Here is a 21,723-nt window from a genome sequence, read left to right as displayed (position 1 = left end):
GGCTCAGGCCTCCACGCGGCGAAGCTTCGCCAGCGGTGCGAGCTCGCCGGGAAAGACCCGCTTCACTCCGTCGCCCATCGCCTGCTCGATCACGCGGATGTCCCGCACGAGATGCTGCAGACCCTGCGGTTCGAGAGACGCAGCGTGGTCGCTGCCCCACATGGTGCGATCCAGCGTGATGTGGCGCTCGACCGCGACCGCGCCGAGCGCGACGGCCGCCAGCGAGATCTGCAGGCCCGGCTCGTGGCCCGAGTACCCAACGGGAACGCCGGGGAACCGGCCCCGCAGCGTGCCGATCATGCGAAGGTTCGCTTCCTCGGGCGGCAGAGGGTAGGTGGATGTCGCGTGCAGCACCACGAGCGGTGAGCCGTCGAGCGCTGCGACGGCCGCGTCGATCTGGTCGATGGTCGACATGCCGGTGGAGAGGATGACCGGCTTCCCGGTGGCTGCTATGGCGGACAGCAGGTCGAGGTCGGTCACGGACGCGGACGCCACTTTGTATGCGCACACGTTGAGGTCTTCGAGGAACTCGACCGACGGCACGTCCCACGGCGATGCGAACCAGTCGAGGCCGCGCATCGTCGCGTGGTCGCCGAGCTCGATGTACTGCTCCCGCCCGAACTCCACGCGGTAGCGGTACTCGAGGTACGTCATCTCGCCCCACGGCGTCTGCCGCGAAGTGTTCTTCATGTGCTCAGGCGTCGAGACGGCCGGGGTGCGCTTCTGGAACTTCACGGCCTGCGCGCCTGCATCGGCGGCGACGTCGATGAGCCGCTTGGCGATGTCGACATCGCCGTTGTGATTGAGGCCGATCTCGCCGATCACGTACACCGGGAGGCCGTCGCCGATGAGGTTCACGCCGATGCGCACGTGGTTGGTCGATGCTGTCATGATTGCGCCTTCCGTTTGTGCTGAACGATGAGTTCCGCCAGTTCACGCACGGCGCCAGCGCCGCCGGCCGAGTCGAGCACTCGACGGGACACGGCGACCGCCATGGGATGCGCGTTGCGCACGACGAACGGCCAGCCGACGGCGCGTAGCGCGCCGAGGTCGTTGACGTCGTTTCCCAGGTAGGCGATCCGGTCCAGCTCGACCCCGGCATCCGCCGCCCATTCGCGCAGCGCAGACCCCTTGTCGTGCACGCCTTGGATGGCGGGGACGCCGAGCTTGGCGGCCCGCGCCGCAACGACCGGGTTGGTCTCGCTGGAGAGGATGACCACGGGGATGCCCGCCTCGAGCAGCATGCGCACCCCGAGTCCGTCCCTGCGATCGACGGCAACGGACTCGATGCCGTTCTGATCGACGATCACGGTGTCGTCGGTGTGCACGCCGTCGAAGTCGGTCACCACGGCTTGAATGCCTGCCAGGCCGTCCATTTCTGCCCCGCGCGCCGCGGACTCGAGTTCGGCATCCAGTTCGGCGCCGATGTCGTTCGCACTCCACATTGCAGGTATGGTCGCCGCGCCGCTTGCCGCAGGCATGGGCGCTCGGCCGACGGACCCGTGGGCTCCGTCGGCGGCCTGCACCGCGGCGCCAACGGCCAGCGATGCACCGACTGCAGCCGGGGCGGCCTCGCGCGCCGTGGCATCCGCGGCCGTGACAGCGGGGGAGAGCAGGGGAGCGAGCGCGTCGGCGACCGCGAGGTCGCGTTCGGTGTCGATGTCGATCTCTTCGGCCACGACGGCCACGCCCACGCGACCGAAGAACCGGTGGCCCGCCCGGCGGTAGCCCTGAGCGTCGAGTACGTAGAAGGCGCCGGTCTCCCGGTACTGCGGCGCGAGATCCTGCCGCATGCGCCGAACGTTCGGGTCGTGATTGACGCCGTACGCCGCTCCTCGTGCGTCCACCTCCCAGATGAACGCGTGCGTCTGGGCGGCGGAAAAGACGGAGTCGCACTCGCCTGACCTCACCCGCGCGACCGCCGCATCGACGTCCTCGGGGCGCGTGAACGGGCTGGTCGACTGCAAGAAGACGACGACCTCGGGCTCCGCGCCTCGCTCCTCGAGCACGTCGAGCGTGTGCGTGATCGCGCTCTCGCTCGAGGCGACACCCGTGGAGAGCGCGGCCGGCCGCATGACGACCCCGGCACCGGCTTCCGCGGCGAGAGACGCTATCTCGAGTCCGTCGGTCGACACGACGACATGGTCGACGGATGCCGTCGCAAGCGCCGTGCGCACCGCCCGCTGCACGAGAGGAACGCCGCCGACGGTGCGGAGGTTCTTGTCGGGCACGCCGACCGAACCGGCTCGCGCTGGGATGACGGCGACGACACGGACTGGGCTGCGCATGGGCCCAAGCTAGGCAGCGGATCCGACCCCGGCGTGGCGCTGAAGTGAACGCGCGGCGAAGCACCAGAGACGAGGCGGTGGGCGTGATTGGACGGGCCGACCCGCGTCGGGTAATGTTGACCTTTGGTGTCCGCCGACTGCGGCGCGGCATCCGTAGTTGAGCCCTCCACCTGCGGCGTTCCCGGTTCATCGAAGCGGTAACTCCCGACCGGAGCGGGATTCACGACCAACCCAACCACGACATAAGAAAGCAGCCACTACTGTGACGCGCACTTTCAGCCCCAAGGCATCCGAGATCCAGCGCAACTGGGTCGTCATCGACGCCACCGACGTGGTGCTCGGCCGCCTGGCCAGCCACACCGCCGCCATTCTGCGCGGCAAGAACAAGCCGACGTTCGCTCCGCACGTCGACACCGGCGACTTCGTCGTCATCATCAACGCCGACAAGGTGGCCCTGACCGGCCAGAAGGCGTTGCAGAAGAAGGCATACCGCCACTCGGGCTACCCGGGTGGTCTGAAGGCCGTCTCCTACTCCGAGCTTCTCGAGAAGAACCCGGTTCGCGCCGTCGAGAAGGCCGTCCGCGGCATGCTGCCGAAGAACTCCATCGGGCGCGCGCAGCTGCGCAAGCTCAAGGTCTACACGGGCAGCGAGCACCCGCACGCCGCTCAGCAGCCGAAGCCGTACACCTTCGACCAGGTCGCCCAGTAGGCACCGGTCAAACAAGAACTCTTCTCGACTTAGACAAGGACTGAATCCATCGTGGCGAAGATCTCCGACCAGCTCGAGGCCCAGGACGTGCCGCAGAGCTTCACGACCGAAACTCCGGCCACCGAGGCGCCCGCGGCGCCCCGCCCGGTTCTCAACGTTCCCGGTGCGGCCGTCGGCCGCCGCAAGCAGGCGATCGCCCGCGTGCGCCTCGTTCCGGGCTCAGGCAGCATCACGGTCAACAGCCGTGAGTTCGCCGACTACTTCCCCAACAAGCTGCACCAGCAGCTCATCACCGACCCGTTCAAGGTGCTCGACCTGCTCGGCAGCTACGACGTCATCGCCCGCATCACCGGCGGCGGCCCCTCCGGTCAGGCCGGAGCGCTGCGTCTGGCGATCGCTCGTGCGCTGAACGAGATCGACCGCGAGAACAACCGAGCAACGCTGAAGAAGGCCGGCTTCCTCAGCCGTGACGCTCGAGTCATCGAGCGCAAGAAGGCCGGCCTCAAGAAGGCCCGCAAGGCTCCCCAGTACTCGAAGCGCTGATCCTGCCGAAAGCGGGCAGACCTTCTATGGCACGCCTTTTCGGTACGGACGGTGTTCGCGGCCTGGCGAACGGAGAACTGACGGCGGACCTCGCCCTGGGCGTCGCCCAGGCGACCGCCGTCGTTCTCGGGCAGGGCCGCAGCGCCGAAGCACGCCGCGCGCAGGGCAAACGCCCCGTCGCGGTTGTGGCGCGCGACCCTCGGGTGTCCGGCGAGTTCCTTCTGGCTGCGGTGGCCGCCGGGCTGGCGAGTTCCGGCGTCGACGTACTCGACGCCGGGGTCATCCCCACTCCGGCCGCCGCATTCCTGATCGCCGACATCGGCGCCGACTTCGGCGTGATGATCTCCGCATCGCACAATCCGGCGCCAGACAACGGCATCAAGATCTTCGCCAGGGGCGGCGCCAAGCTGCCCGACGTGGTCGAGGACCGCATCGAGGCGGCGCTGGGACTCCCCAAGCTGACGCCGACCGGCGCAGCGGTCGGGCGCATCCGCCGCTTCGCCGACGCCGAAGACCGTTACGTGCTGCACCTGCTGGCGAGCCTGCCGCACCGGCTCGACGGCATCCACGTGCTCCTCGATTGCGCCAACGGCGCGGCCGCGGGCATCTCGCCTGAGGCGTTCACGGATGCCGGCGCGCGCGTCACGGTGATCGGTGACGATCCTGACGGCATCAACATCAATGACGGTGTCGGCTCGACACACATCGACAAGCTGGCGGAGGCCGTCGTCGCGCACGGCGCAGACGTCGGAATCGCGCACGACGGCGACGCCGACCGCTGCCTGGCCGTCGATGCGGACGGCAATATCGTCGACGGCGACCAGATCATGGCGATCCTGGCCCTGAGCATGGCCGAGCGTGGCGTGCTCAACAAGAACACGCTCGTCACGACCGTGATGAGCAACCTGGGCCTGCGTCTGGCCATGGCCGAGAACGGCATCGACGTCGTGCAGACGAGCGTCGGCGACAGGTACGTGCTCGAGCAGATGAACGAGAACGACTTCTCGCTCGGCGGCGAGCAGTCCGGACACGTGATCATGCGCGAGTTCGCGACGACAGGAGACGGCATCCTCACCGGGCTGCACCTGGTGAGCGAGATCGCACGCAAGGGCAAGACCCTCGCCGAGCTGGCGAAGTGCATGACGGTGTACCCGCAGATCCTGGTCAACGTGCGCGGAGTCGACCATCACCGCCTGCACGAGGACGACGTCATCGCCGAAGCCGTGCGCTCGGCGGAGGCCACCCTTGGTTCGACCGGCCGTGTGCTGCTGCGCCCGTCCGGCACCGAGCCCATGGTGCGGGTCATGGTCGAGGCCGCCGACCAGGCGACCGCAGACCGGCACGCGCACGAGCTCGCCGAGGTCGTGCGCATCCGCCTCGCCCAGTAGCGCCGTCCACCTCCACCCGGCGTTCCGGCAATTGCGCCACTTCGTCGTGGTTGCGCCACTTTTCCGGGCGCAATCATCACGAATTGGCGCAATTACAGATGCCGGACGGGGTGCAGCGGCTACAGCTTGCGCAGTAGTACCGACGAGACGGTGTGGTCGCTGTCTTTGCGCAGCACGAGCTTGGCTCGGGACCTGGTCGGTCGGATGTTCTGCACCAGGTTGGGCTCGTTGATCGCGTGCCAGATCGACAGCGCCTGCGCGGTCGCCTCCTCTTCCGTGAGGCTGGCATACCTGTGGAAGTAGGACTGGGGATCCGCGAACGCGCCGCGCTGCAGCTTCAGGAATCGCTCGACGTACCAGCGCTCGATGTCGGCGGTACGGGCATCCACGTAGACGCTGAAATCGAAGAGGTCGCTCACGGCGAGACGGTTGCCCCCGCCGGCGGGCTGGAGCACGTTGAGGCCCTCGACGATGAGCACATCCGGATGCCTGACCACCACCTGCGCATCGGGCACGATGTCGTAGCTGAGGTGCGAGTAGAACGGCGCACGCACTTCCTCGACACCGCTCTTCACGGCGGTGACGAAGCGTAGAAGTGCGCGGCGATCGTACGACTCGGGGAATCCCTTGCGGGTCATCAGGCCGCGCCGCTCGAGTTCGGCGTTCGGCAGCAGGAATCCGTCTGTCGTCACCAGCTGCACGTTCGGAGTGGTGGGCCAGCGGCTCAGCAGCTCGCGCAGAAGCCTCGCCGTCGTGGATTTGCCGACGGCGACGGATCCAGCGACGCCGATCACGAACGGCGTGCGCGCGGTGCGCTCGCCGAGGAACTCGGTGGTCGCGCGCTGCAGTTGCTGGGTGCCGGTGGCGTACATGCTCAGCAGCCGGCTGACCGGCAGGTAGACCTCTGCCACCTCGCGCATGTCGAGGCGGTCGCCAAGGCCGCGGAGCTGAGCGACCTCGAACTCGGAGAGGGGCTGCGGCGTGCTCTGGGCCAGTTCTGCCCAGTCGGAGCGATCGAGTTCGACGAACGGGGTGATGCGCGCGGACTGCGCCGCGCCGTTCGTCGCCATGGCTGACAATCCTACCGGCCGCATTCACGCCGCCCCGCCGCAGGGCCACCCTGGCGGCACGTGCACGATCCGGCAGACGGGCTGAGCACCTCCCGCCGGTAGAATCGACCCTCATGTGCGGAATCGTCGGTTACGTCGGCAGCGACAGGTCGCTCGAGGTGCTGCTCGGCGGCCTGAAGCGGCTGGAGTACCGCGGCTACGACTCCGCCGGCGTCGCCGTCATCGATGCGCAGAACGGGCAGCTGAACGTGGCCAAGCGCGCCGGCAAGCTGGGCGTGCTCGAGGACGAGTTGGAGCGGCATCCGATCGGTAACGGTGCGACCGGAATCGGCCACACGCGCTGGGCCACGCACGGCGGGCCGACCGACCGCAATGCGCACCCGCACGTCGGCGACGATGGTCGACTTGCCGTCATCCACAACGGCATCATCGAGAACTTCGCTGGGCTGCGTGATGAGCTCTCCGCGGAAGGGCTCTCGTTCACCAGCGAGACCGACACCGAGGTGGCTGCACTGCTGCTCGGACGCGAATACCGGCAGACCGGCGATCTCGTCGAGGCGTTCCGTCGCGTCGTCGCCAGGCTCGACGGCGCGTTCACGCTGCTCGCTGTGCACCAGGATCAGCCTGGCGTCGTCGTGGGAGCCAGGCGCAACTCGCCGCTCGTGATCGGCCTCGGCGATGGGGAGAACTTCCTCGGATCGGATGTCGCGGCCTTCGTGGAGCACACCAGGCGCGCCGTGGCCATCGGCCAGGACCAGATCGTCGTCATCACGCCGACCGACGTCGTCGTCACGGACTTCGACGGCGAGACCGTCGAGGTCGAGCCGTTCGAGGTGGCCTGGGATGCCGCGGCAAGCGACAAGGGCGGATGGTCGAGCTTCATGGCGAAGGAGATCGCCGAGGAGCCGGATGCCGTCGCGAACACCCTGCGCGGGCGCGTGCACGAGGGACAAGCGGTCATCCCCGAGCTCGCCGCGCTCGACGATCTGATGATGCACATCGACCGCATCGTCATCATCGCCTGCGGCACCGCGTCGTATGCGGGCCAGGTGGGTTCGTACGCCATCGAGAAGTGGGCACGAATTCCCGTCGAGGTGCAACTCAGCCACGAATTCCGCTACCGGGAGCCCGTGATTACTCCGACGACCCTGGTCGTGTCGATCAGCCAGTCCGGCGAGACCATGGACACGCTGATGGCTGTCAAGTTCGCCAGGGCGGCGGGGGCGAAGACCCTGTCGATCTGCAACACGCAGGGTGCGACCATCCCGCGCGAGTCCGACGGCGCCGTGTACACGCATGCCGGGCCGGAGGTGGCGGTGGCATCGACCAAGGCGTTCGTCGCCCAGATCACGGCCCTCTACCTGCTCGGCCTGCACCTGGCCAGACTCCGCGGCACGCTGTCGGATGCCGAGCAGGCGGAGAACCTCGAGGAACTGGCGGCCATCCCGGAGAAGCTCGAGCGCGTGCTGGAGTCCAGCGATTCCGTCGCACAACTCGCACACTGGATGAGCGACACGCGTGCCGTGCTGTTCCTCGGCAGGCACGTCGGGTATCCGATAGCGCTGGAGGGTGCGCTCAAGCTCAAGGAACTCGCGTACATCCACGCCGAGGGATTCGCGGCGGGTGAGCTCAAGCACGGACCGATCGCCCTCATCGAACCAGGGCAGCCGGTGTTCGTCGTCGTGCCGAGCCCCCGCGGCTCAGACGAGATGCACCGCAAGGTGGTCTCCAACATCCAGGAGATCCGCGCCCGCGGCGCACGCGTGCTCGCGATCGCGGAGGAGGGCGACGCATCCGTCTTGCCCTTCGCCGACGAGGTCGTGCGCATCCCGCTGGCGGCGCCGCTCTTCGAGCCGCTGCTGGCGGTCATCCCGCTGCAGATCTTCGCCATGGAGCTGGCCACGGCCAAGGGTCTCGACGTCGACCAGCCGCGCAACCTGGCCAAATCGGTCACGGTGGAATAGGGCGGCAGGATGCCTGGCAGCAGCGCGCAAGGAACGCCGTGATCGCGGGCATCGGCGTCGACATCGTCGATCTCGAGCGCTTCGAGCGGGCGATAGCGCGCACTCCGAAACTCCTCACGCGTCTCTTCACAGCGGCCGAACGGGAGTTGCCCAGCCATTCGCTCGCGGCCCGGTTCGCGGCGAAGGAGGCGGTCGTCAAGGCGCTCGGCCGAGCCGACTCGGTGGTCGCGGTCGACATCGAGGTCGTCTCCGATGAGCACGGTAACCCGGATATCGTGCTGCACGGTGCCGTCGCGCAGGTGGCGGCAGGGCGGGGCATCCGTCGCTGGCACCTCAGCATGACGCACGACGGCGGAGTGGCGTGCGCTTTCGTCGTCGCGGAAACCGACGACGTGACGGGTGGAGGCGCAGCGCACGCCCAGTCGCGGGGCGTACCGGGGGAGGGGCGCGCGTGAGCGAGCTGGCCCCGCTGCGCGAGGCGGTCGTCGACCTCGGCGCGATCCGCGGCAACGTGCAAGCACTGCGGAACGCGATCGGCACTGAGCACACCATCGCCGTCGTGAAGGCGAACGGCTACGGGCACGGCGCGGAGCAGGCAGCGCGAGCAGCGCTGGCCGGAGGTGCCGACCGGCTGGGCGTCGCCGACCTCGCCGAAGCCCTCGAACTGCGAGCGGCGGGCATCACGGCACCCGTGCTCGCATGGCTGCACGACTCCGATCCGGACTTCGACGCCGCACTCGCCGCAGAGATCGAGGTGGGCGTCTCCTCGGTCGCGCAGCTCAACGCCGTCGCCGCCGCCGCTGAACGTGCCGGCCGCGTGGCGGTGGTGCACCTCAAGCTCGACACCGGACTCAGCCGCAACGGCGTGACCCCGGATGCCTGGCCCTCCGCCGTCAGCGCCGCCCGCGCCGCCGAGGCGGCCGGCCTCGTGCACGTCGCTGGAGTCTTCAGCCACCTGTCGGGCACCGATGCCGACTCCGACACCGCGCAGGCCGCCGCCTTCGACAGGGGTTTGGCCGAGGCATCCCGTGCCGGTCTCGACCCGGAGTTCGTGCACCTCGCGGCAAGCGGCGCAGCGCTCACGCTGCCCCGCACCAGGTACAACACTGTGCGGCTGGGCATCGCGGTGTACGGGCTGTCTCCGTTCTCCGATCGGGAGCCGGCCGAATTCGGTCTGCGTCCCGCCATGACGCTGAGGTCCCGGGTCGCGGCCGTTCGGCGCATCCCAGAGGGGCAGGGCGTCTCCTACGGCCACACGTACCGCGCGCCGAGGGAGACGACGGTAGTGCTCGTGCCCGTTGGGTACGCCGACGGAATTCCGAGGCAGGCTTCTGGGCGGGCTGAGGTCTCGATCGGCGGGGTGAGGCATCCGATCGCGGGTCGCGTGGCCATGGACCAGATCGTCGTGGCCGTGGGAGACAGCCGAGTCGACGTCGGCGACGAGGTCACGCTGTTCGGCGACCCCCAGACGGGCGTGCCGTCGGCCGAGGACTGGGCGCGTGCGGCTGACACGATCGGCTACGAGATCGTCACACGGCTGGGGAGGCGAGTGTCGAGGCGCTATGTCGGCGAGTGAGCGGCGAGGCGGCGGAGTGCCACGGGGGATGCCGGTTGCCGGCACTCACACGGTGCCGACGTCGGAGGCGATGGAGGCGTTCGGCCGTGACCTCGGCGGCCTGCTGAAGGCGGGTGACCTCGTCGTGCTCTCCGGCCCGCTCGGTGCAGGCAAGACCACCCTGACCAGGGGCGTCGGCGAGGCGATGAACGTGCGTGGTCCGGTGACGAGCCCGACCTTCGTGCTGGCGCGCACGCATCCTTCGCTCTCCGGCGGTGCGCCTCTCGTGCACGTGGATGCCTACCGGCTCGGTTCCGCCGTCGAACTCGACGACCTCGACATCGACTTCGCCGGTTCCGTCGTGGTCGTGGAGTGGGGAAGCGGGTTGCTCGACGGCGTGGCCGAGTCGTGGCTGGATGTCACGATCGAGCGCCCGAGCGGCGCGGGCGATGATGTCGTGGGCGAAGGTCCGGCGGACGACGGTTCGGCGGACGACGCGGCACAGTCGGAAGACGTGCCGGAGGAGCCGCGCGTCGTCACGGTCACGCCGCACGGGTCGCGCTGGCAGCTGTAGGTTCGCGGCGAAGGCGGCGGATTCCACGATCGGCGGCGGGCGCTTGGGGATCGCGCGCTAGCGGACGGACTTGCAGGCACTGGCCACGGTCGCACTGGTCTCAGCTCGGGGCAAGCAGTGAGCCTCCGTCGACCGCGAGAGTGGTGCCGGTGACGTAGCCGTTGTGCATCAGATAGAGGTGTGCCAAGGCGATCTGTTCCGGCTCGCCGACGGCTCCGACAAGCGTGTGCTGCGAGAGGCGAGCGAGGATGGCGTCTCTCTGCGGGGCGGCTACGCGGTCCCACATCGGGGTCCGGACTGCGCCCGCCCGGACGGCGTTGACGCGGATCGGGGCAAGCTCCACGGCCAAGCCACGTACGAGTGCCTCCGTCGCACCGGCACCTGCGGCCGCGAGCGCGGCGCCAGGCATCGGGCGTTGCCCCACCGTGCCGGTGGTCAGCGAGATGGAGCCCGTCGACCGCAGTCGCCCGATCGCATGCTTGATAACGGTCACGGCTCCCCAGAATCGCACGTCGAGGATCGAGTGCGCATCCCGGAGGTCGAGCTCGGCCAGCGGCCGCGGCGTGAACTCATCGCCGGCGGTGAAGACCAGGTGATCTATCTCATCGAACTGCTCGATGACGGCCGCGACCTGGGCCTCGTCTCGCACGTCGAGTACTGCACCCGCGCATCCTTCGGGCAGTTCGCCTAACGCTGCGTCGATGCGCTGCCGGCTGCTCGATGCGATGGTCACGTTCGCACCTTCACGTGCTGCCGCTCGCGCCGTCGCCAACCCCATGCCGGAGCTTCCTCCGACGATGATGACCCGCTGTCCGTCCATGCTCATGTCTGGCTCCATCCAAGGTGATGTCTCATTGAGTCATTGACGCTAGCACAGTCATGTCTCATTGCGACATAACTGCTAGGTTGGGCTCATGACCAGATGGGAGCCAGACGCCGAGAAACGTTTGCGCACGGCCGCCATCGAGCTGTTCCTCGAGCGCGGTTACGAGAACGTCACCGTCGCGCAGATCGCGGAACGTGCAGGCCTGACTCGGCGCACATTCTCTCGCTACTTCGCCGACAAACGTGACGTGCTCTTCGCCGGCTCGGAACAACTGCCAGGCGCGCTCGCAGACGCAATGCGGCGGGTGGACCCCACGCTCGCGCCGTTCCAGGCGATGCTCCAGGCCATGACTGACGTCGGCGAGATGCTCGCCGAGCACGTCGCCGAGCACGCATCGCAGCGTCGTGAGGTCATTGCTGCCAGCCCTGAACTACAGGAGCGCGGGCACGCGAAATTCGCCGCCGTCGCGGTTGCCCTCGCGGCGGGATTGCGTGAACGCGGCGCCGATCCATCAGCAGCTGAGCTATTCGCGGACGTCGGTGTCGCAATCTTCCGCAGAGGCTTCGATCGGTGGGCGGCCGCCCCTCGTGAAGGCACATTGCCGTCACGGATTCGGGAAGCGGCGGATCAGCTCAGGGACGCGGCAGAAAACATCACTACAACCTGACCACAAGAGATCGGCCCATCCGGGGTTCGCTACACGCGCTCGGCGATGTTCACGCGGGTGGCCGATGCCAATGCAGCCTTGACCTCGCTGGCGGGGGTGGGGCCGGCGGGGGCGGACATGAGCCGGTCGAGACGCGTGGCTGGGTCGGCCAGATATATCGGCGTGTATCCAGCCGATTCAGGTTCGAACCTCCAGGAATCGGCGAGTGGTCCGGCGTCGACAACATCGAAGCCGAGACGATCCAGGATCGCGGCGGCTTCTGTCTTTGCATCCGCGTCATCGGACGCCACGGGCAACGCCGAGCGGTCCGGGTCCCCGGTTTGGCGGGCGAGGACAGGGATGTGGTGAGCGAGGATGTTGTTGAACGCCTTGACATGGCGGGCGCCGCCGAGCCAGCTGTGCACGAGCTCACTCGTTGTCAGGGCTCCGCTGTCGAGTTCCGGGATTCGACCGTCACGAGACGGGTAGTAGTTGCTCGTGTCTAGCACCAGCTTGTCGTGCAGCAGTCCATCGGGTAGATCCTTCACTGCGAGGAGTGGGATCGAGAGAACGACCGCGTCGGCCCGAGCCGCGTCCCCGACCGTCCCGGCAGAGGCGTGCGTTCCGAGTTCAGCGACGAGATCCTGCAGGGATTGCGGTCCTCGAGAGTTGGCGATGATGACGTTCATCCCCGAGGCGACTGCGAGCCGCGCGACAGCAGTCCCGATGTTGCCACTTCCGATGATGCCGAGAGTTGTCATATTGCCCCTATGGATGCGTTCACTGATGATCGGCGCGAGAGCCGCGGCCTCTGGTGCCAACCGCGTCTAGGGCTGCGGAATTCCGGGTAGGGCGGCTAGCGGTTAGGTCGTTCGCTCCGACGCTCGTGGCCATGTCAAAGTCTGCGAGCTTCGCGGAAGGCAGATGGGCAGTGTGGCTCTGCGCGGTGCAGGGATGCACCATCGCGCTCGTCCGAGGGGCTGTCATGGGTCTCGCGTAGCCTCGACGGAATGCTGCCAGTCGAAACCGCCCGGCTCGACCTGATGCGTCCTGCGGAACGCGATGCTGAGGAACTGTTCGCCATCAACCAGGACCCGCGAGTGTGGGGCCACTTTCCGAGCGGCCGCCACCGGGACATCGCACAGACGCGCGCCGTCCTCTCCCGCTGGCTGGAGAGTTGGGAACAGGTCGGGCTCGGCCCCTGGATCGTTCGCCCGCGCGGTTCGTCACGCGTGATCGGATACGGCGGTTGCACGCTGATGACCGGCGGCGCGGTCTGGAGCCTCGGGTACCGGCTCGCCGCCGAGGAACATGGTCAGGGCTATGCGAGCGAAGTCGCCCATGAAGCCGTGGGCCAGGCCACGCTCGCTCTCCCGGGCCTTCCGATAGTGGCCTACTTACTCGAGCACAACACCGCCTCGGCCCGCGTCGCGGTCAAACTCGGCTTCGATCTCGCGTACCGCGGCCCCGATGCAGGCAATCCGGACCCGACTGCGGTTCGCCTGATCTATTCGAGCCGCGCGCTCACCGAAGCCGAACTTCGAACTGTCCTGAGCTGAGCTGAGCTGAGCAGACACGACGCGCATCGCTCGGTGAGTGGTCGCTATTCGTACGGCTCGCGCCAGGAGGAAACGACTTGCTGTGCCGGGAGAGCACGGAGCTCGCCGTACTCCTTCGGAGGCAACCTGAATAACGCAGCGGCGACCGGACGCGTCATCGAGGAGATGGCAACGGTCTACCCGGCAAGTCCGGTTGTCCGTCGGTTCGCCGCGGAACACGGCGCTTGGCTTGGGACGAGGGCCGTGTAAAGCTGTAGTTCGTGATCCTTTAGCTGTTGTTTCAGTCCTCGCCGCTCTCGCGTGCGAGTTGATCGATCCGGCATGCCAGGAGCCCACCTTGTCTACGTTTGACCACGCTTTCGCGCCTTTTGTCGACTACGTCGCCGATTCGCTACGGAATCTGCCTGGGGTAGAAGCCGTCGCGCTCGGCGGCTCTCGTGCGCAGGGAACAAGTCGTCCCGATAGCGACTGGGATGTCGCCGTGTATTACCGGGGAGACTTTGACCCGCAACACATCCGTGATCTCGGCTGGTCTGGTCAGATCAGCGAACTCGGCGAGTGGAGCCCGATCTTCAACGGCGGCGGCAAGCTCACCGTGGACGGGCAGTTGATCGATATTCACTACCGCGACCTGGAGCTGATCGAGCGGATCCACGACGACGCCTGCCGGGGAAAGTACACCGTCGAACGCCTCCTCTTCCATCAAGCGGGGCTCCCGAGCTACATCCTGCTGGCTGAGTTGGGGATCAACAGAACCTTGCGAGGGCTTCTGCCGCAGTGGGAGTACCCCGAGGCGCTGCGCCGCGCGGCTCCCGGCAATTGGTGGCGGTGGGCCGATTCGACCCTGCACTACGCCGAGGAGGGACATGCCAGGCGCGGGCGTACCGCGCAGTGCGCGGGCCTGTTGAGCGAGGGCGCCTGTTACGCCGCTCATGCGATCCTCGCTCACCGAGGCGAATGGGTCACGAACGAAAAGCAACTGCTCACCAAGGCCGGTCTGCGCTGGCTCGATGGGGTGATCCCCGAACTCAGCCTTGATCCGCAAAATCTAATGAGCATGACGATCGACGCCCATCAGCGGCTGGCCGTAGCTATTACCGCCGAAGGCATTTAGGACAGTCGCTGGCTGCAGCAGCCAAGCGGAGGATCCTCTCGCAAAACACGTCGGGTTCTCGTGAATCAGCTCGGCATGGGTGGCTTCGCGGCTACTCGACCCGCGGTGGATACGCCGCTTCGCGGCTACTCGACCCGCGGTAGGTGCTGTCGCTGCACGGGCAGCTCGACCCTGGATGGATAGGCGATCGCTACGCTGAAAGGATGCTCCTCGCCATCGACACCTCGGCAGGCACGTCCGTCGCCGTCGTCGACCTGGAGGGCGGCGTGCTCAGCGAGGTGACGACGACCGACACCATGCGGCACGCGGAAGTGATCGGGCGCATGATCCTGGATGCCCTGGAACAGGCATCCGTCGCGCCGGGCCGGCTCTCCGGCGTCGTCGCGGGCATGGGCCCGGGCCCGTTCACCGGGCTCCGGGTCGGCATCGCGGCCGCCAAGGCCTTCGCGCTGGGCATCGCGAAGCCCCTGGTACCGATCGTGAGTCACGACGCCGTCGCACTGGGGCGCTATGGCGCCGGGCACTCCGGCCCACTGCTCGTGGTGACGGATGCCCGCCGTCGAGAGCTCTACTGGAGCACGTACGGCGGCGTGGACGAGCTGGGCCTACCACTGCGAACCGGAGGACCGGGCCTCGCGAAGCCGGACGAGCTGTACGAGATGGCGGTGCGCGAAGCGGGACACGGTGGTGCAGCGACGCGGGCAGACGTGCCCAGGTTCGACGCGGCATCCGTCTCGGCCGGGCAGCTCGGCATGCTCGCCGAAAGGCTGTATGCGGCGCGACGGCCGTTCGCCGAGGACCGTCCGCTCTACCTGCGCTCGCCCGACGTCACGCCGTCGAGCGGCCCGAAGCGGGTGACGGCATGAATGCCTTGCTGCGCCGCGCCTCGGTGCACGATCTCGACGCGATCATGGCGCTTGAGACGTCGGTCTTCGTCAGCGACGCATGGTCGCCCGACCTCATGCACGGCGAGCTCACGTCACCCCACTCCTACTACCTCGTCGCGGAGCGGGAAGGAGCAGTTGTCGGGTACTCCGGCCTCCGCTGCGTGAGCGGGGCGACGGATGCCGACATCCAGACGATCGCGGTCGCCCCGTCGGCGAGACGGCTCGGCCTCGGCCGCTCGCTCATGCACGACATGATCGACGAGGCGGCACGCCGAGGCGCCCGCACGGTGTTCCTCGAGGTGCGCGACGACAACCCGCAAGCACAGAGCCTCTACACCTCGCTCGGATTCGAGCCCATCGCCGTGCGGCCGCACTACTACCAGCCCGACGACGTCGATGCGATCGTCATGCGCCTCGAGCTGAACCCCAAACCGCCCGTGAACTCCGAACCCCTCGTGCTGGGCATCGAGACGTCGTGCGACGAGACGGGCGTCGGCATCGTGCGCGGCACTCGGCTGCTCGCCAACGTGATCGCCTCGAGCATGGAGGAGCACGCGCGCTACGGCGGAGTGGTGCCGGAGGTCGCAGCACGCGCACACCTCGAGGCTCTCGAGCCGACCATCACCGAGGCGCTCGCGCGGGCAGGCATCCGGCTCGCCGACCTCGACGCCGTCGCCGTGACGAGCGGTCCAGGTCTCGCCGGCGCCCTCATGGTCGGCGTCGGCGCGGCGAAGGCACTCGCCGTCGCACTCGGCAAGCCGCTGTACGGCGTAAACCACCTGGTGGGGCACGTCGGCGCCGACCTGCTCGACGCCGACGGGGGACCCGGCAGGAGCATCGAACTTCCCACCATCGCGCTCCTCGTCTCGGGAGGCCACACGTCCCTCTTGCACGTTCGCAGCCTCACCGACGATGTCGAGCTGCTGGGCGAGACGATCGACGACGCCGCAGGCGAGGCGTTCGACAAGGTCGCGCGCGTGCTCGGGCTGCCGTACCCAGGAGGTCCGCAGATCGACCGGGTGGCGGCCGACGGCGATCCGCAAGCCATCCGCTTCCCACGCGGACTCACCCTCCCCAAAGACATGGCCAAGCATCGCTACGATTTCTCGTTCTCGGGGTTGAAGACGGCCGTCGCGCGCTGGGTCGAGCGCAAGGAGGACGCGGGCGAGCCCGTTCCCGTCGCCGACGTGGCTGCGAGCTTTCGGGAGGCTGTCGCCGACGTGCTCCTGCGCAAGGCCATCGCCGCGTGCATCGACCGCGACGTGCCTCGCCTGCTCCTCGGGGGCGGCGTCGTCGCCAACGCGCGGGTGCGGCAGCTGGCGCAGGAACGCGCGGATGCCGCGGGCATCACCCTGCGCATCCCCGCGCTGTCGCTGTGCACCGACAACGGCGCCATGATCGCGGCTCTTGCCGCTCAGCGCATCATGGCCGGTCACGAGGCGAGTGGTCTCGACTTCGGAGCGGATTCCACGCTGCCGGTCACAGACATCCAGGTCTGACGTTCGTCTGCGGCAGCGCACGAATGGGGAGCGCTCCCCATGTCGGAGGCGAGCCGACCGGCCTAGCGTTGCGGCATGAGCGTCCGCTCAGGCGCGTCGTACTTCGACACGCCACAACCGGGGTGCATTGACACTCCCCAAGGCGGATGCCAGCATTGGCATACACAGCTTTCGTTCAGGTTCAGCCGGAGCGGACGCACGACCGGCGCCTCACGTGCCGGCCAACTCGAAAGGATCCAGCTCATGTCCGATCCCAACGCTCCTCAGGACCCGTCGGGAACGCCGCGTCCGCCGGCCCCTCCGGAGTACGGTGCGCCCAGCGCTCCCCAGTACGCAGGGACGACAGGGCGCGGTTCGTCCAAGGTCTTGAGCATCATCTCGTTGGTCGCCGGCATCATCAGCGTCGTATCGTTCCTGGTTCCGCTGATCGCGATCATCCTCGGCATCGCCGCGGTCGTGCTCGGGTTCCTCGGCAGGACGAGGGAGACCGCATCAAGGGGTCTGTGGCTCACCGGCATCATCCTCGGCTTCATCGGAATCGTGCTCGGCGTCATCCTCTGGATCGTCGGCGTGGTTCTCGTGATGTCCATGCACTCCTAGCCGACGATCGTTAGACGGCCGAAAGCCGAAAGGAACTGAACAATGACTGATCCCAACGCACCACAGAACCCCGAGCAGCCTGTGCAGCCGCCGGCGGGCGGGCAGCAGCCCCCTGCTTACGGGGCCCCGCAGCAGCCGGCTCCTCCGCAGTACGGCGCACCGCAGCAGCCCGCGCCTCCGCAGTACGGCGCGCCCGCCCCGGGTTACGGACAGCCGTACGCAGCTCCGGCGCAGAAGACGCCGATCCTGAGCATCCTGTCGCTGATCGGCGGCATCATCGGCATCGTCGGGTCGTTCTTCTACTTCGGCGGTCTGTTTGCGATCGCTGCAGTCGTTCTAGGGTTCCTCGGCCGCAGCAAGGAGCCGCAGGCCAGGGGCTTCTGGCTGACCGGTATCATCCTCGGCTTCGTCGCGATCGCGCTCGAGATCATCGTGATCATCATCGCCGTGGTCGTGCTCGCCTCGCTGGGCACCTCGCTCAAGAACTACTGATCAGGTTCGCCCAGACGCGTTCGGGGTGAGGAGCAGGCAGCTGCCGCTCCTCACCCCTCGCTCGTGCATCAGGCTTCGAGAAAGGAAGCACCAATGTCCGACCCGAATGCTCCACAGAACCCGGAGCAGGTGCCTCCGCCGCCGAGCGCGCCGCAGCAGCCGTACGGCGCGCCGCAGCAGCCGGTGCCGCCACAGCAGCCGGTGCCGCCACAGCAGCCGGTGCCGCCACAGCAGCCCGTGCCGCCGCAGCAGCCGGTGCCGCCGCAGCAGCCGTACGGGGCTCCGCAACCCGGGTACGGGGCTCCACAGCAGCAGCCTCAGCAGCCGTACGGTGCGCCGCAGGGTGCGCCGCAGCAACCGTACGGCGTGCCGCAGCAGCCGTATGGTGCGCCGCAGCAGCCTTATGGCGCGCAGCCTGGCCCGCAGTACGGGGCTCCTCCTCAGCAGCCGCCTTACGGTGCTCCGCAGTACGGCCAGCCGTACGCGCCAGCTCCGACCAAGTCGCCGATTCTGAGCATCCTCGCGCTGATCGGCGGCATCATCGGCGTGATCTCGCTCGGCTGGGGCGCGCTCTTCGGCATCGCGGGCATCGTGCTCGGATTCCTGGGCAAGTCGCGTGAGCCGCAGGCGAGGGGGTTCTGGCTGACGGGAATCATTCTCGGCTTCGTATCCGTCGCCCTGATCCTGTTCTGGATCCTGATCATCGTGATCAGCGCCATCGCCTCGGCGAACTACAGCTACAACTACTGAGCCGGCGCGGCTCGCCGGCATCACGGTACGAGGGCCGTCCCCGGAGCGGGGCGGCCCTTGGTCGTTGTCGGCGAGTGCGTGGTCGTCAGCCAGAACGGCGGTCGCCCGCGATCGCACCCATCACACGCGCTGTATCGCCCGAGCGGACGACGTCACGCCGGCTGCTCGTCGTCGACCCGCTCGACCAGCAGAGTGGCGTGCCTGGCGCCGATCCTGGTGAGCACGATCGTGGCGGATGCCCCGCCCTTCAGCTTGAGCCGCTTCCGCAGCGCCGCCGGATCGACGTCTGCACCGCGCTTCTTGATCTCGAGCGTCCCGACTCCGCGTTTCGCGAGCGCCGCGCGCAGCTCCGCCTCCTTGCCGGGCAACTCCTCGATGACTCTGAAGGCCGTTGCGAACGGTGTCGTCGTGAGTCTGTCTGAGGTGAGGTAGGCGATGTCGTGTCGCAGCATCCTGGCCTGCAGACCGCGCGCCACGTCACCGATCAGCCGTGCTCGGATGACGGCGCCGTCGGGTTCGTACAGGTACTCGCCGAGCGCCCCCGTCGGCTCGTCGTCCGAGTCGCCTGCAGCCGTCAGCTCAGCGACCGAGTCTCCGTGGACGATGAGCGCTGCCCGGCGGATGCCGTCCCTCGCCAGCGGCCCCGTCCAGACGCCCACCTCGACCACCTGGCCGTCGACCGAGACCCATTGCGCCTCGGCATTCTGGGGCAGCAGCGCGCGATCGAGGCCTGGTCCGAGCTTGACGCCGACGGGCATCCGCTCGGCGAGGCCGAACACGAAGTCCAGGCTTGGCGACCAGTCAGAGGGGTCGGAGAGGCGCGTGGTGCCCGAATGCCCAGCCGTGCGACGCGCGGGGTCGAGGTAGACGGCATCCTGTGCGGTGAGGTCGATGTCTTCCGCCCGCGAGCACAGCACCTGCGCGTTCGAGAACGGAGCGAGGTTGTAGCTGGCGACGGCCGCGGTCACCTCGTCGACGTCCACGGCCGTCACTTCGAGGTCGAGTGCCGCCAGCGCCATGGCGTCGCCGCCGATGCCGCAGCCCAGGTCTGCAACCCGGCCCAGCCCGGCCTGCGCGTACCTGCCGGCGTGCCTCGCGCCCACGGACAGCCTCGTCGCCTGCTCCAGCCCCGCCTCGGTGAAGAGCATGCGGGAAGCGAACGGCCCGAACTTGGCGGTGGCCTTCGCGCGCAGCTTCGACTGGGTGAGCACGGTCGCCACCAGCCCGGGCGGATGCCCCTGCTTGCGCAAGTCGCTCACCATGCGCACCACGTCTGCCGCGCTTTCGTACCTCGGCAACGAGTCGAGCAGCCGAAGGCCCTCCGGGCTCAGCAACTCCACCAGTTCCGCGCGTTCCACCTGCGACAACCTATCGCCATGGCATCCACGCCGGCCGTGCTCCCGCCGGGTGCCGCGGACGAGCATCCGCTGCTTGCACTCACGTTGCACGAGTGCCAGCCGTGCGCCTACACTGCTGATTAGCACTCTCACTGTCAGTGTGCTAACTACGTCTTCAGTACAAAGTACAGAAAGAGGTCAACCGTGTCGGTCTCCATCAAGCCGCTCGAGGATCGCATCGTTATCAAGCAGGTTGAGGCTGAGCAGACCACTGCGTCCGGCCTGGTCATCCCGGACACCGCCAAGGAGAAGCCGCAGGAGGGCGAGGTCATCGCGGTCGGACCCGGCCGCATCGATGACAACGGCAACCGCGTGCCCCTCGATGTGAGCGTCGGCGACAAGGTGCTCTACTCGAAGTACGGCGGCACCGAGGTGAAGTTCGGCGGAGACGAGTTCCTGGTGCTCTCTGCCCGCGACGTGCTGGCGGTCATCGAGCGCTGACGCTCGCGTCGCTGCGGTGACCCGCAGCACTTCGAGAGGGGTCCGGATGCCTGTGCATCCGGACCCCTTTCGCATGCCCGCTGGCATTGGCCTGCCCCGGAACGGTGACATTCCTGCCCCGGCTCGGTGTCAACGGGCCTTGACCATCCGTTTTCAGGACATGCGGCGGGGCGACCGGATAGTGACGCCGGCTCGGCGCATGTCCTGAAAACGGGTGGTTGAGTCTCGGGTACCGGCCTGCCTGAATGCCCGGCTGCAGGCCTGCCTGGATGCCCGGCTGCAGGCCCGGGCTGCAAGGCCCGGCTGTATGCGCAGATCGGCCGCGGACGTCGGTCGTGGAACCTACGATGGATCGGTGCCTGATCCAGCCGTGAACCATTCCGCCGAAGAGCCGGCGAACGGCGCCGCGACAGCGCCTGCCTCCTCTGTAACGTCCGGCGGCCGCGTCACCGGCGCGGCTCCCTCTCGGGCCGGCCGTGGCATCGTCTTCGCACTTGCCGCGTATCTGATCTGGGGCTTCCTGCCCGTCTACTTCATCGCGCTCGCGCCGACCGGTCCGTTCGAGATCGTGGCGTGGCGCGTGCTGTTCTCGCTGGTCTTCTGCGGCATCGCGATAGTCGTGACGCGCGCATGGCGTCCGTTCGCGGTCATCCTGAAGCGGCCGCGCATCGTTCTGGTCATGGGTGCGGCAGGCGTGCTCATCTACGTGAACTGGCAGACGTACGTGTACGCGACGACGTCCGGCCAGGTGGTCGAGGCATCCCTCGGGTACTTCATCAACCCGATCGTCACCGTGCTGCTCGGCGTGATCGTGCTGCGCGAGCACCTGCGCATCACCCAATGGATCGCCATCGGCATCTCCGTGGTCGCCGTCGTCGTGCTCACGGTCGGCTACGCACGCCTGCCGTGGATCGCCCTGGCGCTGGCGTTCTCGTTCGGCCTCTACGGCCTCGTGAAGAAGCAGGTCGGGCGGGACGTGGACGCGCTCAGCGGCCTCACCCTCGAAACGGCCTGGCTCACGCCGGTGGCGATCGTGCAGCTCTTCGTCGTGGGCGCGACGACCGGGATCACCTTCGGGCACGTCAGCGTGCTGCACACCATCGGCCTGCTCGGGGCCGGGGTGATCACGGCGATCCCACTGCTGTTCTTCGCTGCGGCATCCCGCCGCCTCCCCCTCATCGTGATGGGGTTCATCCAGTACTTCACGCCCATCCTGCAGCTGATCGTGGGCGTCGTGCTGTTGCATGAGGCCATGACGTTCGAGCGCTGGATCGGGTTCGCGCTGGTCTGGGCTGCGCTGGTCGTGCTCACCGTCGACATGGTTCTCGCGGTGCGCCGCGACCGCCGTTCTTCAGCGGCCGGAGCGACCTCGCGCGGGGCGTCGAAGGATGCCGTGTCCGCCGACCCGCTTCCCGAGTAGC

General features: G+C 68.0%; 23 protein-coding genes. 17 read left to right on the top strand and 6 right to left on the bottom strand.

The features are described 5' to 3' along the window. Positions 1-3: 3 nt before the first annotated feature. On the bottom strand, positions 4-891 hold the full coding sequence (locus tag ACO2Q7_RS07105; protein ID WP_423354906.1) for an N-acetylneuraminate synthase family protein: 888 nt from the start codon (positions 889-891) through the stop codon (positions 4-6). Then, complete coding sequence (locus ACO2Q7_RS07100; RefSeq protein ID WP_423354905.1) at positions 888-2,288, bottom strand: cytidylyltransferase domain-containing protein; 1,401 nt, start codon at positions 2,286-2,288, stop codon at positions 888-890. Before ACO2Q7_RS07100 ends, ACO2Q7_RS07105 begins: the two co-directional genes overlap by 4 nt. 262 nt (positions 2,289-2,550) lie before the next feature. Between ACO2Q7_RS07100 and rplM the strand changes: the two genes are divergently transcribed. From rplM to glmM, 3 genes are read left to right on the top strand one after another with little or no spacing between them, the layout of a single operon-like run. After that, the gene (gene rplM / locus ACO2Q7_RS07095; RefSeq protein WP_423354904.1) at positions 2,551-2,997 is read left to right on the top strand and encodes a 50S ribosomal protein L13; all 447 of its coding nucleotides are present in this window, start codon (positions 2,551-2,553) and stop codon (positions 2,995-2,997) included. 51 nt (positions 2,998-3,048) lie between these two features. Beyond that, entirely contained in the window at positions 3,049-3,540 is a 492-nt protein-coding gene (gene rpsI / locus ACO2Q7_RS07090) for a 30S ribosomal protein S9 (RefSeq protein WP_423354903.1), read from the top strand. A gap of 26 nt (positions 3,541-3,566) precedes the next feature. Continuing rightward, on the top strand, positions 3,567-4,928 hold the full coding sequence (gene glmM, locus ACO2Q7_RS07085; RefSeq protein WP_423354902.1) for a phosphoglucosamine mutase: 1,362 nt from the start codon (positions 3,567-3,569) through the stop codon (positions 4,926-4,928). 119 nt (positions 4,929-5,047) lie between these two features. On the opposite strand, the gene coaA is transcribed toward glmM, so the two are convergent. Next, positions 5,048-5,998, bottom strand: a complete 951-nt coding sequence (coaA, locus tag ACO2Q7_RS07080; RefSeq protein ID WP_423354901.1) for a type I pantothenate kinase — start codon at positions 5,996-5,998, stop codon at positions 5,048-5,050. 113 nt (positions 5,999-6,111) lie between these two features. Between coaA and glmS the strand changes: the two genes are divergently transcribed. The 4 genes from glmS to tsaE are packed head-to-tail and all read left to right on the top strand — an operon-like array spanning position 6,112 to position 10,091. After that, positions 6,112-7,962: a glutamine--fructose-6-phosphate transaminase (isomerizing) gene (gene glmS / locus ACO2Q7_RS07075; RefSeq protein WP_423354900.1), complete on the top strand. Its 1,851-nt coding sequence runs from the start codon at positions 6,112-6,114 to the stop codon at positions 7,960-7,962. A gap of 38 nt (positions 7,963-8,000) precedes the next feature. Continuing rightward, positions 8,001-8,417 (top strand): holo-ACP synthase, encoded by a 417-nt coding sequence (locus ACO2Q7_RS07070; RefSeq protein WP_423354899.1) that lies wholly within the window; start codon positions 8,001-8,003, stop codon positions 8,415-8,417. Continuing rightward, positions 8,414-9,538: an alanine racemase gene (gene alr / locus ACO2Q7_RS07065; protein WP_423354898.1), complete on the top strand. Its 1,125-nt coding sequence runs from the start codon at positions 8,414-8,416 to the stop codon at positions 9,536-9,538. Before ACO2Q7_RS07070 ends, alr begins: the two co-directional genes overlap by 4 nt. Before the next feature lie 28 nt (positions 9,539-9,566). Continuing rightward, complete coding sequence (gene tsaE / locus ACO2Q7_RS07060; RefSeq protein ID WP_423355988.1) at positions 9,567-10,091, top strand: tRNA (adenosine(37)-N6)-threonylcarbamoyltransferase complex ATPase subunit type 1 TsaE; 525 nt, start codon at positions 9,567-9,569, stop codon at positions 10,089-10,091. 100 nt (positions 10,092-10,191) lie between these two features. Here the strand turns inward: tsaE and ACO2Q7_RS07055 are convergent, their stop codons facing one another. Beyond that, a complete protein-coding gene (locus ACO2Q7_RS07055) occupies positions 10,192-10,917 on the bottom strand; it encodes an SDR family oxidoreductase (RefSeq protein WP_423354897.1) in 726 nt (241 codons plus the stop codon). 88 nt (positions 10,918-11,005) lie between these two features. On the opposite strand from ACO2Q7_RS07055, the gene ACO2Q7_RS07050 reads away from it, so the two are divergent. Continuing rightward, entirely contained in the window at positions 11,006-11,584 is a 579-nt protein-coding gene (locus tag ACO2Q7_RS07050) for a TetR family transcriptional regulator (protein ID WP_423354896.1), read from the top strand. Positions 11,585-11,613: 29 nt separating this feature from the next. Here ACO2Q7_RS07050 and ACO2Q7_RS07045 read toward each other — a convergent pair whose 3' ends face one another. Further along, positions 11,614-12,324, bottom strand: a complete 711-nt coding sequence (locus ACO2Q7_RS07045; RefSeq protein WP_423354895.1) for an NADPH-dependent F420 reductase — start codon at positions 12,322-12,324, stop codon at positions 11,614-11,616. 249 nt (positions 12,325-12,573) lie between these two features. On the opposite strand from ACO2Q7_RS07045, the gene ACO2Q7_RS07040 reads away from it, so the two are divergent. From ACO2Q7_RS07040 to ACO2Q7_RS07010, 7 genes are all read left to right on the top strand, one after another. Next, complete coding sequence (locus ACO2Q7_RS07040; RefSeq protein WP_423354894.1) at positions 12,574-13,122, top strand: GNAT family N-acetyltransferase; 549 nt, start codon at positions 12,574-12,576, stop codon at positions 13,120-13,122. A gap of 337 nt (positions 13,123-13,459) precedes the next feature. Next, positions 13,460-14,236, top strand: coding sequence for a nucleotidyltransferase domain-containing protein (locus tag ACO2Q7_RS07035; protein ID WP_423354893.1), 777 nt, complete (start codon positions 13,460-13,462; stop codon positions 14,234-14,236). 203 nt (positions 14,237-14,439) lie between these two features. Further along, complete coding sequence (gene tsaB / locus ACO2Q7_RS07030) at positions 14,440-15,102, top strand: tRNA (adenosine(37)-N6)-threonylcarbamoyltransferase complex dimerization subunit type 1 TsaB (protein WP_423354892.1); 663 nt, start codon at positions 14,440-14,442, stop codon at positions 15,100-15,102. After that, a complete protein-coding gene (gene tsaD / locus ACO2Q7_RS07025) occupies positions 15,099-16,622 on the top strand; it encodes a tRNA (adenosine(37)-N6)-threonylcarbamoyltransferase complex transferase subunit TsaD (protein ID WP_423354891.1) in 1,524 nt (507 codons plus the stop codon). The genes tsaB and tsaD overlap by 4 nt, the downstream gene beginning before the upstream one ends. Before the next feature lie 243 nt (positions 16,623-16,865). After that, complete coding sequence (locus ACO2Q7_RS07020; protein WP_423354890.1) at positions 16,866-17,222, top strand: DUF4190 domain-containing protein; 357 nt, start codon at positions 16,866-16,868, stop codon at positions 17,220-17,222. A gap of 42 nt (positions 17,223-17,264) precedes the next feature. Continuing rightward, positions 17,265-17,714, top strand: coding sequence for a hypothetical protein (locus tag ACO2Q7_RS07015; protein ID WP_423354889.1), 450 nt, complete (start codon positions 17,265-17,267; stop codon positions 17,712-17,714). A 93-nt stretch (positions 17,715-17,807) separates the two neighbouring features. Further along, entirely contained in the window at positions 17,808-18,464 is a 657-nt protein-coding gene (locus ACO2Q7_RS07010; protein WP_423354888.1) for a hypothetical protein, read from the top strand. A 152-nt stretch (positions 18,465-18,616) separates the two neighbouring features. On the opposite strand, the gene ACO2Q7_RS07005 is transcribed toward ACO2Q7_RS07010, so the two are convergent. Further along, positions 18,617-19,822, bottom strand: a complete 1,206-nt coding sequence (locus ACO2Q7_RS07005) for a class I SAM-dependent methyltransferase (protein ID WP_423354887.1) — start codon at positions 19,820-19,822, stop codon at positions 18,617-18,619. Positions 19,823-20,005: 183 nt separating this feature from the next. On the opposite strand from ACO2Q7_RS07005, the gene groES reads away from it, so the two are divergent. Together groES and rarD are read left to right on the top strand one after the other, a co-directional pair. After that, the gene (groES, locus tag ACO2Q7_RS07000) at positions 20,006-20,302 is read left to right on the top strand and encodes a co-chaperone GroES (protein WP_423354886.1); all 297 of its coding nucleotides are present in this window, start codon (positions 20,006-20,008) and stop codon (positions 20,300-20,302) included. Positions 20,303-20,657: 355 nt separating this feature from the next. Next, positions 20,658-21,722, top strand: a complete 1,065-nt coding sequence (gene rarD, locus ACO2Q7_RS06995) for an EamA family transporter RarD (protein ID WP_423354885.1) — start codon at positions 20,658-20,660, stop codon at positions 21,720-21,722. Position 21,723: the final 1 nt, after the last annotated feature.

The sequence above is a fragment of the Rathayibacter sp. KR2-224 genome, from assembly GCF_049446075.1.
In the GTDB taxonomy this organism is placed as follows: domain Bacteria; phylum Actinomycetota; class Actinomycetes; order Actinomycetales; family Microbacteriaceae; genus Humibacter.
This window is presented reverse-complemented; position numbering and strand designations above follow the sequence as displayed.

Bases quoted from the DNA above. Each gene is read 5' to 3' on its own strand.
- ACO2Q7_RS07055 (WP_423354897.1), bottom strand. From the start codon at position 10,917: ATGAGCATGGACGGACAGCGGGTCATCATCGTCGGAGGAAGCTCCGGC.
- ACO2Q7_RS07020 (WP_423354890.1), top strand. From the start codon at position 16,866: ATGTCCGATCCCAACGCTCCTCAGGACCCGTCGGGAACGCCGCGTCCG.
- ACO2Q7_RS07040 (WP_423354894.1), top strand. From the start codon at position 12,574: ATGCTGCCAGTCGAAACCGCCCGGCTCGACCTGATGCGTCCTGCGGAA.
- ACO2Q7_RS07105 (WP_423354906.1), bottom strand. From the start codon at position 891: ATGACAGCATCGACCAACCACGTGCGCATCGGCGTGAACCTCATCGGC.
- glmS (WP_423354900.1), top strand. From the start codon at position 6,112: ATGTGCGGAATCGTCGGTTACGTCGGCAGCGACAGGTCGCTCGAGGTG.
- coaA (WP_423354901.1), bottom strand. From the start codon at position 5,998: ATGGCGACGAACGGCGCGGCGCAGTCCGCGCGCATCACCCCGTTCGTC.
- ACO2Q7_RS07045 (WP_423354895.1), bottom strand. From the start codon at position 12,324: ATGACAACTCTCGGCATCATCGGAAGTGGCAACATCGGGACTGCTGTC.
- tsaB (WP_423354892.1), top strand. From the start codon at position 14,440: ATGCTCCTCGCCATCGACACCTCGGCAGGCACGTCCGTCGCCGTCGTC.
- ACO2Q7_RS07050 (WP_423354896.1), top strand. From the start codon at position 11,006: ATGACCAGATGGGAGCCAGACGCCGAGAAACGTTTGCGCACGGCCGCC.
- ACO2Q7_RS07010 (WP_423354888.1), top strand. From the start codon at position 17,808: ATGTCCGACCCGAATGCTCCACAGAACCCGGAGCAGGTGCCTCCGCCG.
- ACO2Q7_RS07100 (WP_423354905.1), bottom strand. From the start codon at position 2,288: ATGCGCAGCCCAGTCCGTGTCGTCGCCGTCATCCCAGCGCGAGCCGGT.
- tsaE (WP_423355988.1), top strand. From the start codon at position 9,567: ATGCCGGTTGCCGGCACTCACACGGTGCCGACGTCGGAGGCGATGGAG.
- glmM (WP_423354902.1), top strand. From the start codon at position 3,567: ATGGCACGCCTTTTCGGTACGGACGGTGTTCGCGGCCTGGCGAACGGA.
- tsaD (WP_423354891.1), top strand. From the start codon at position 15,099: ATGAATGCCTTGCTGCGCCGCGCCTCGGTGCACGATCTCGACGCGATC.
- ACO2Q7_RS07015 (WP_423354889.1), top strand. From the start codon at position 17,265: ATGACTGATCCCAACGCACCACAGAACCCCGAGCAGCCTGTGCAGCCG.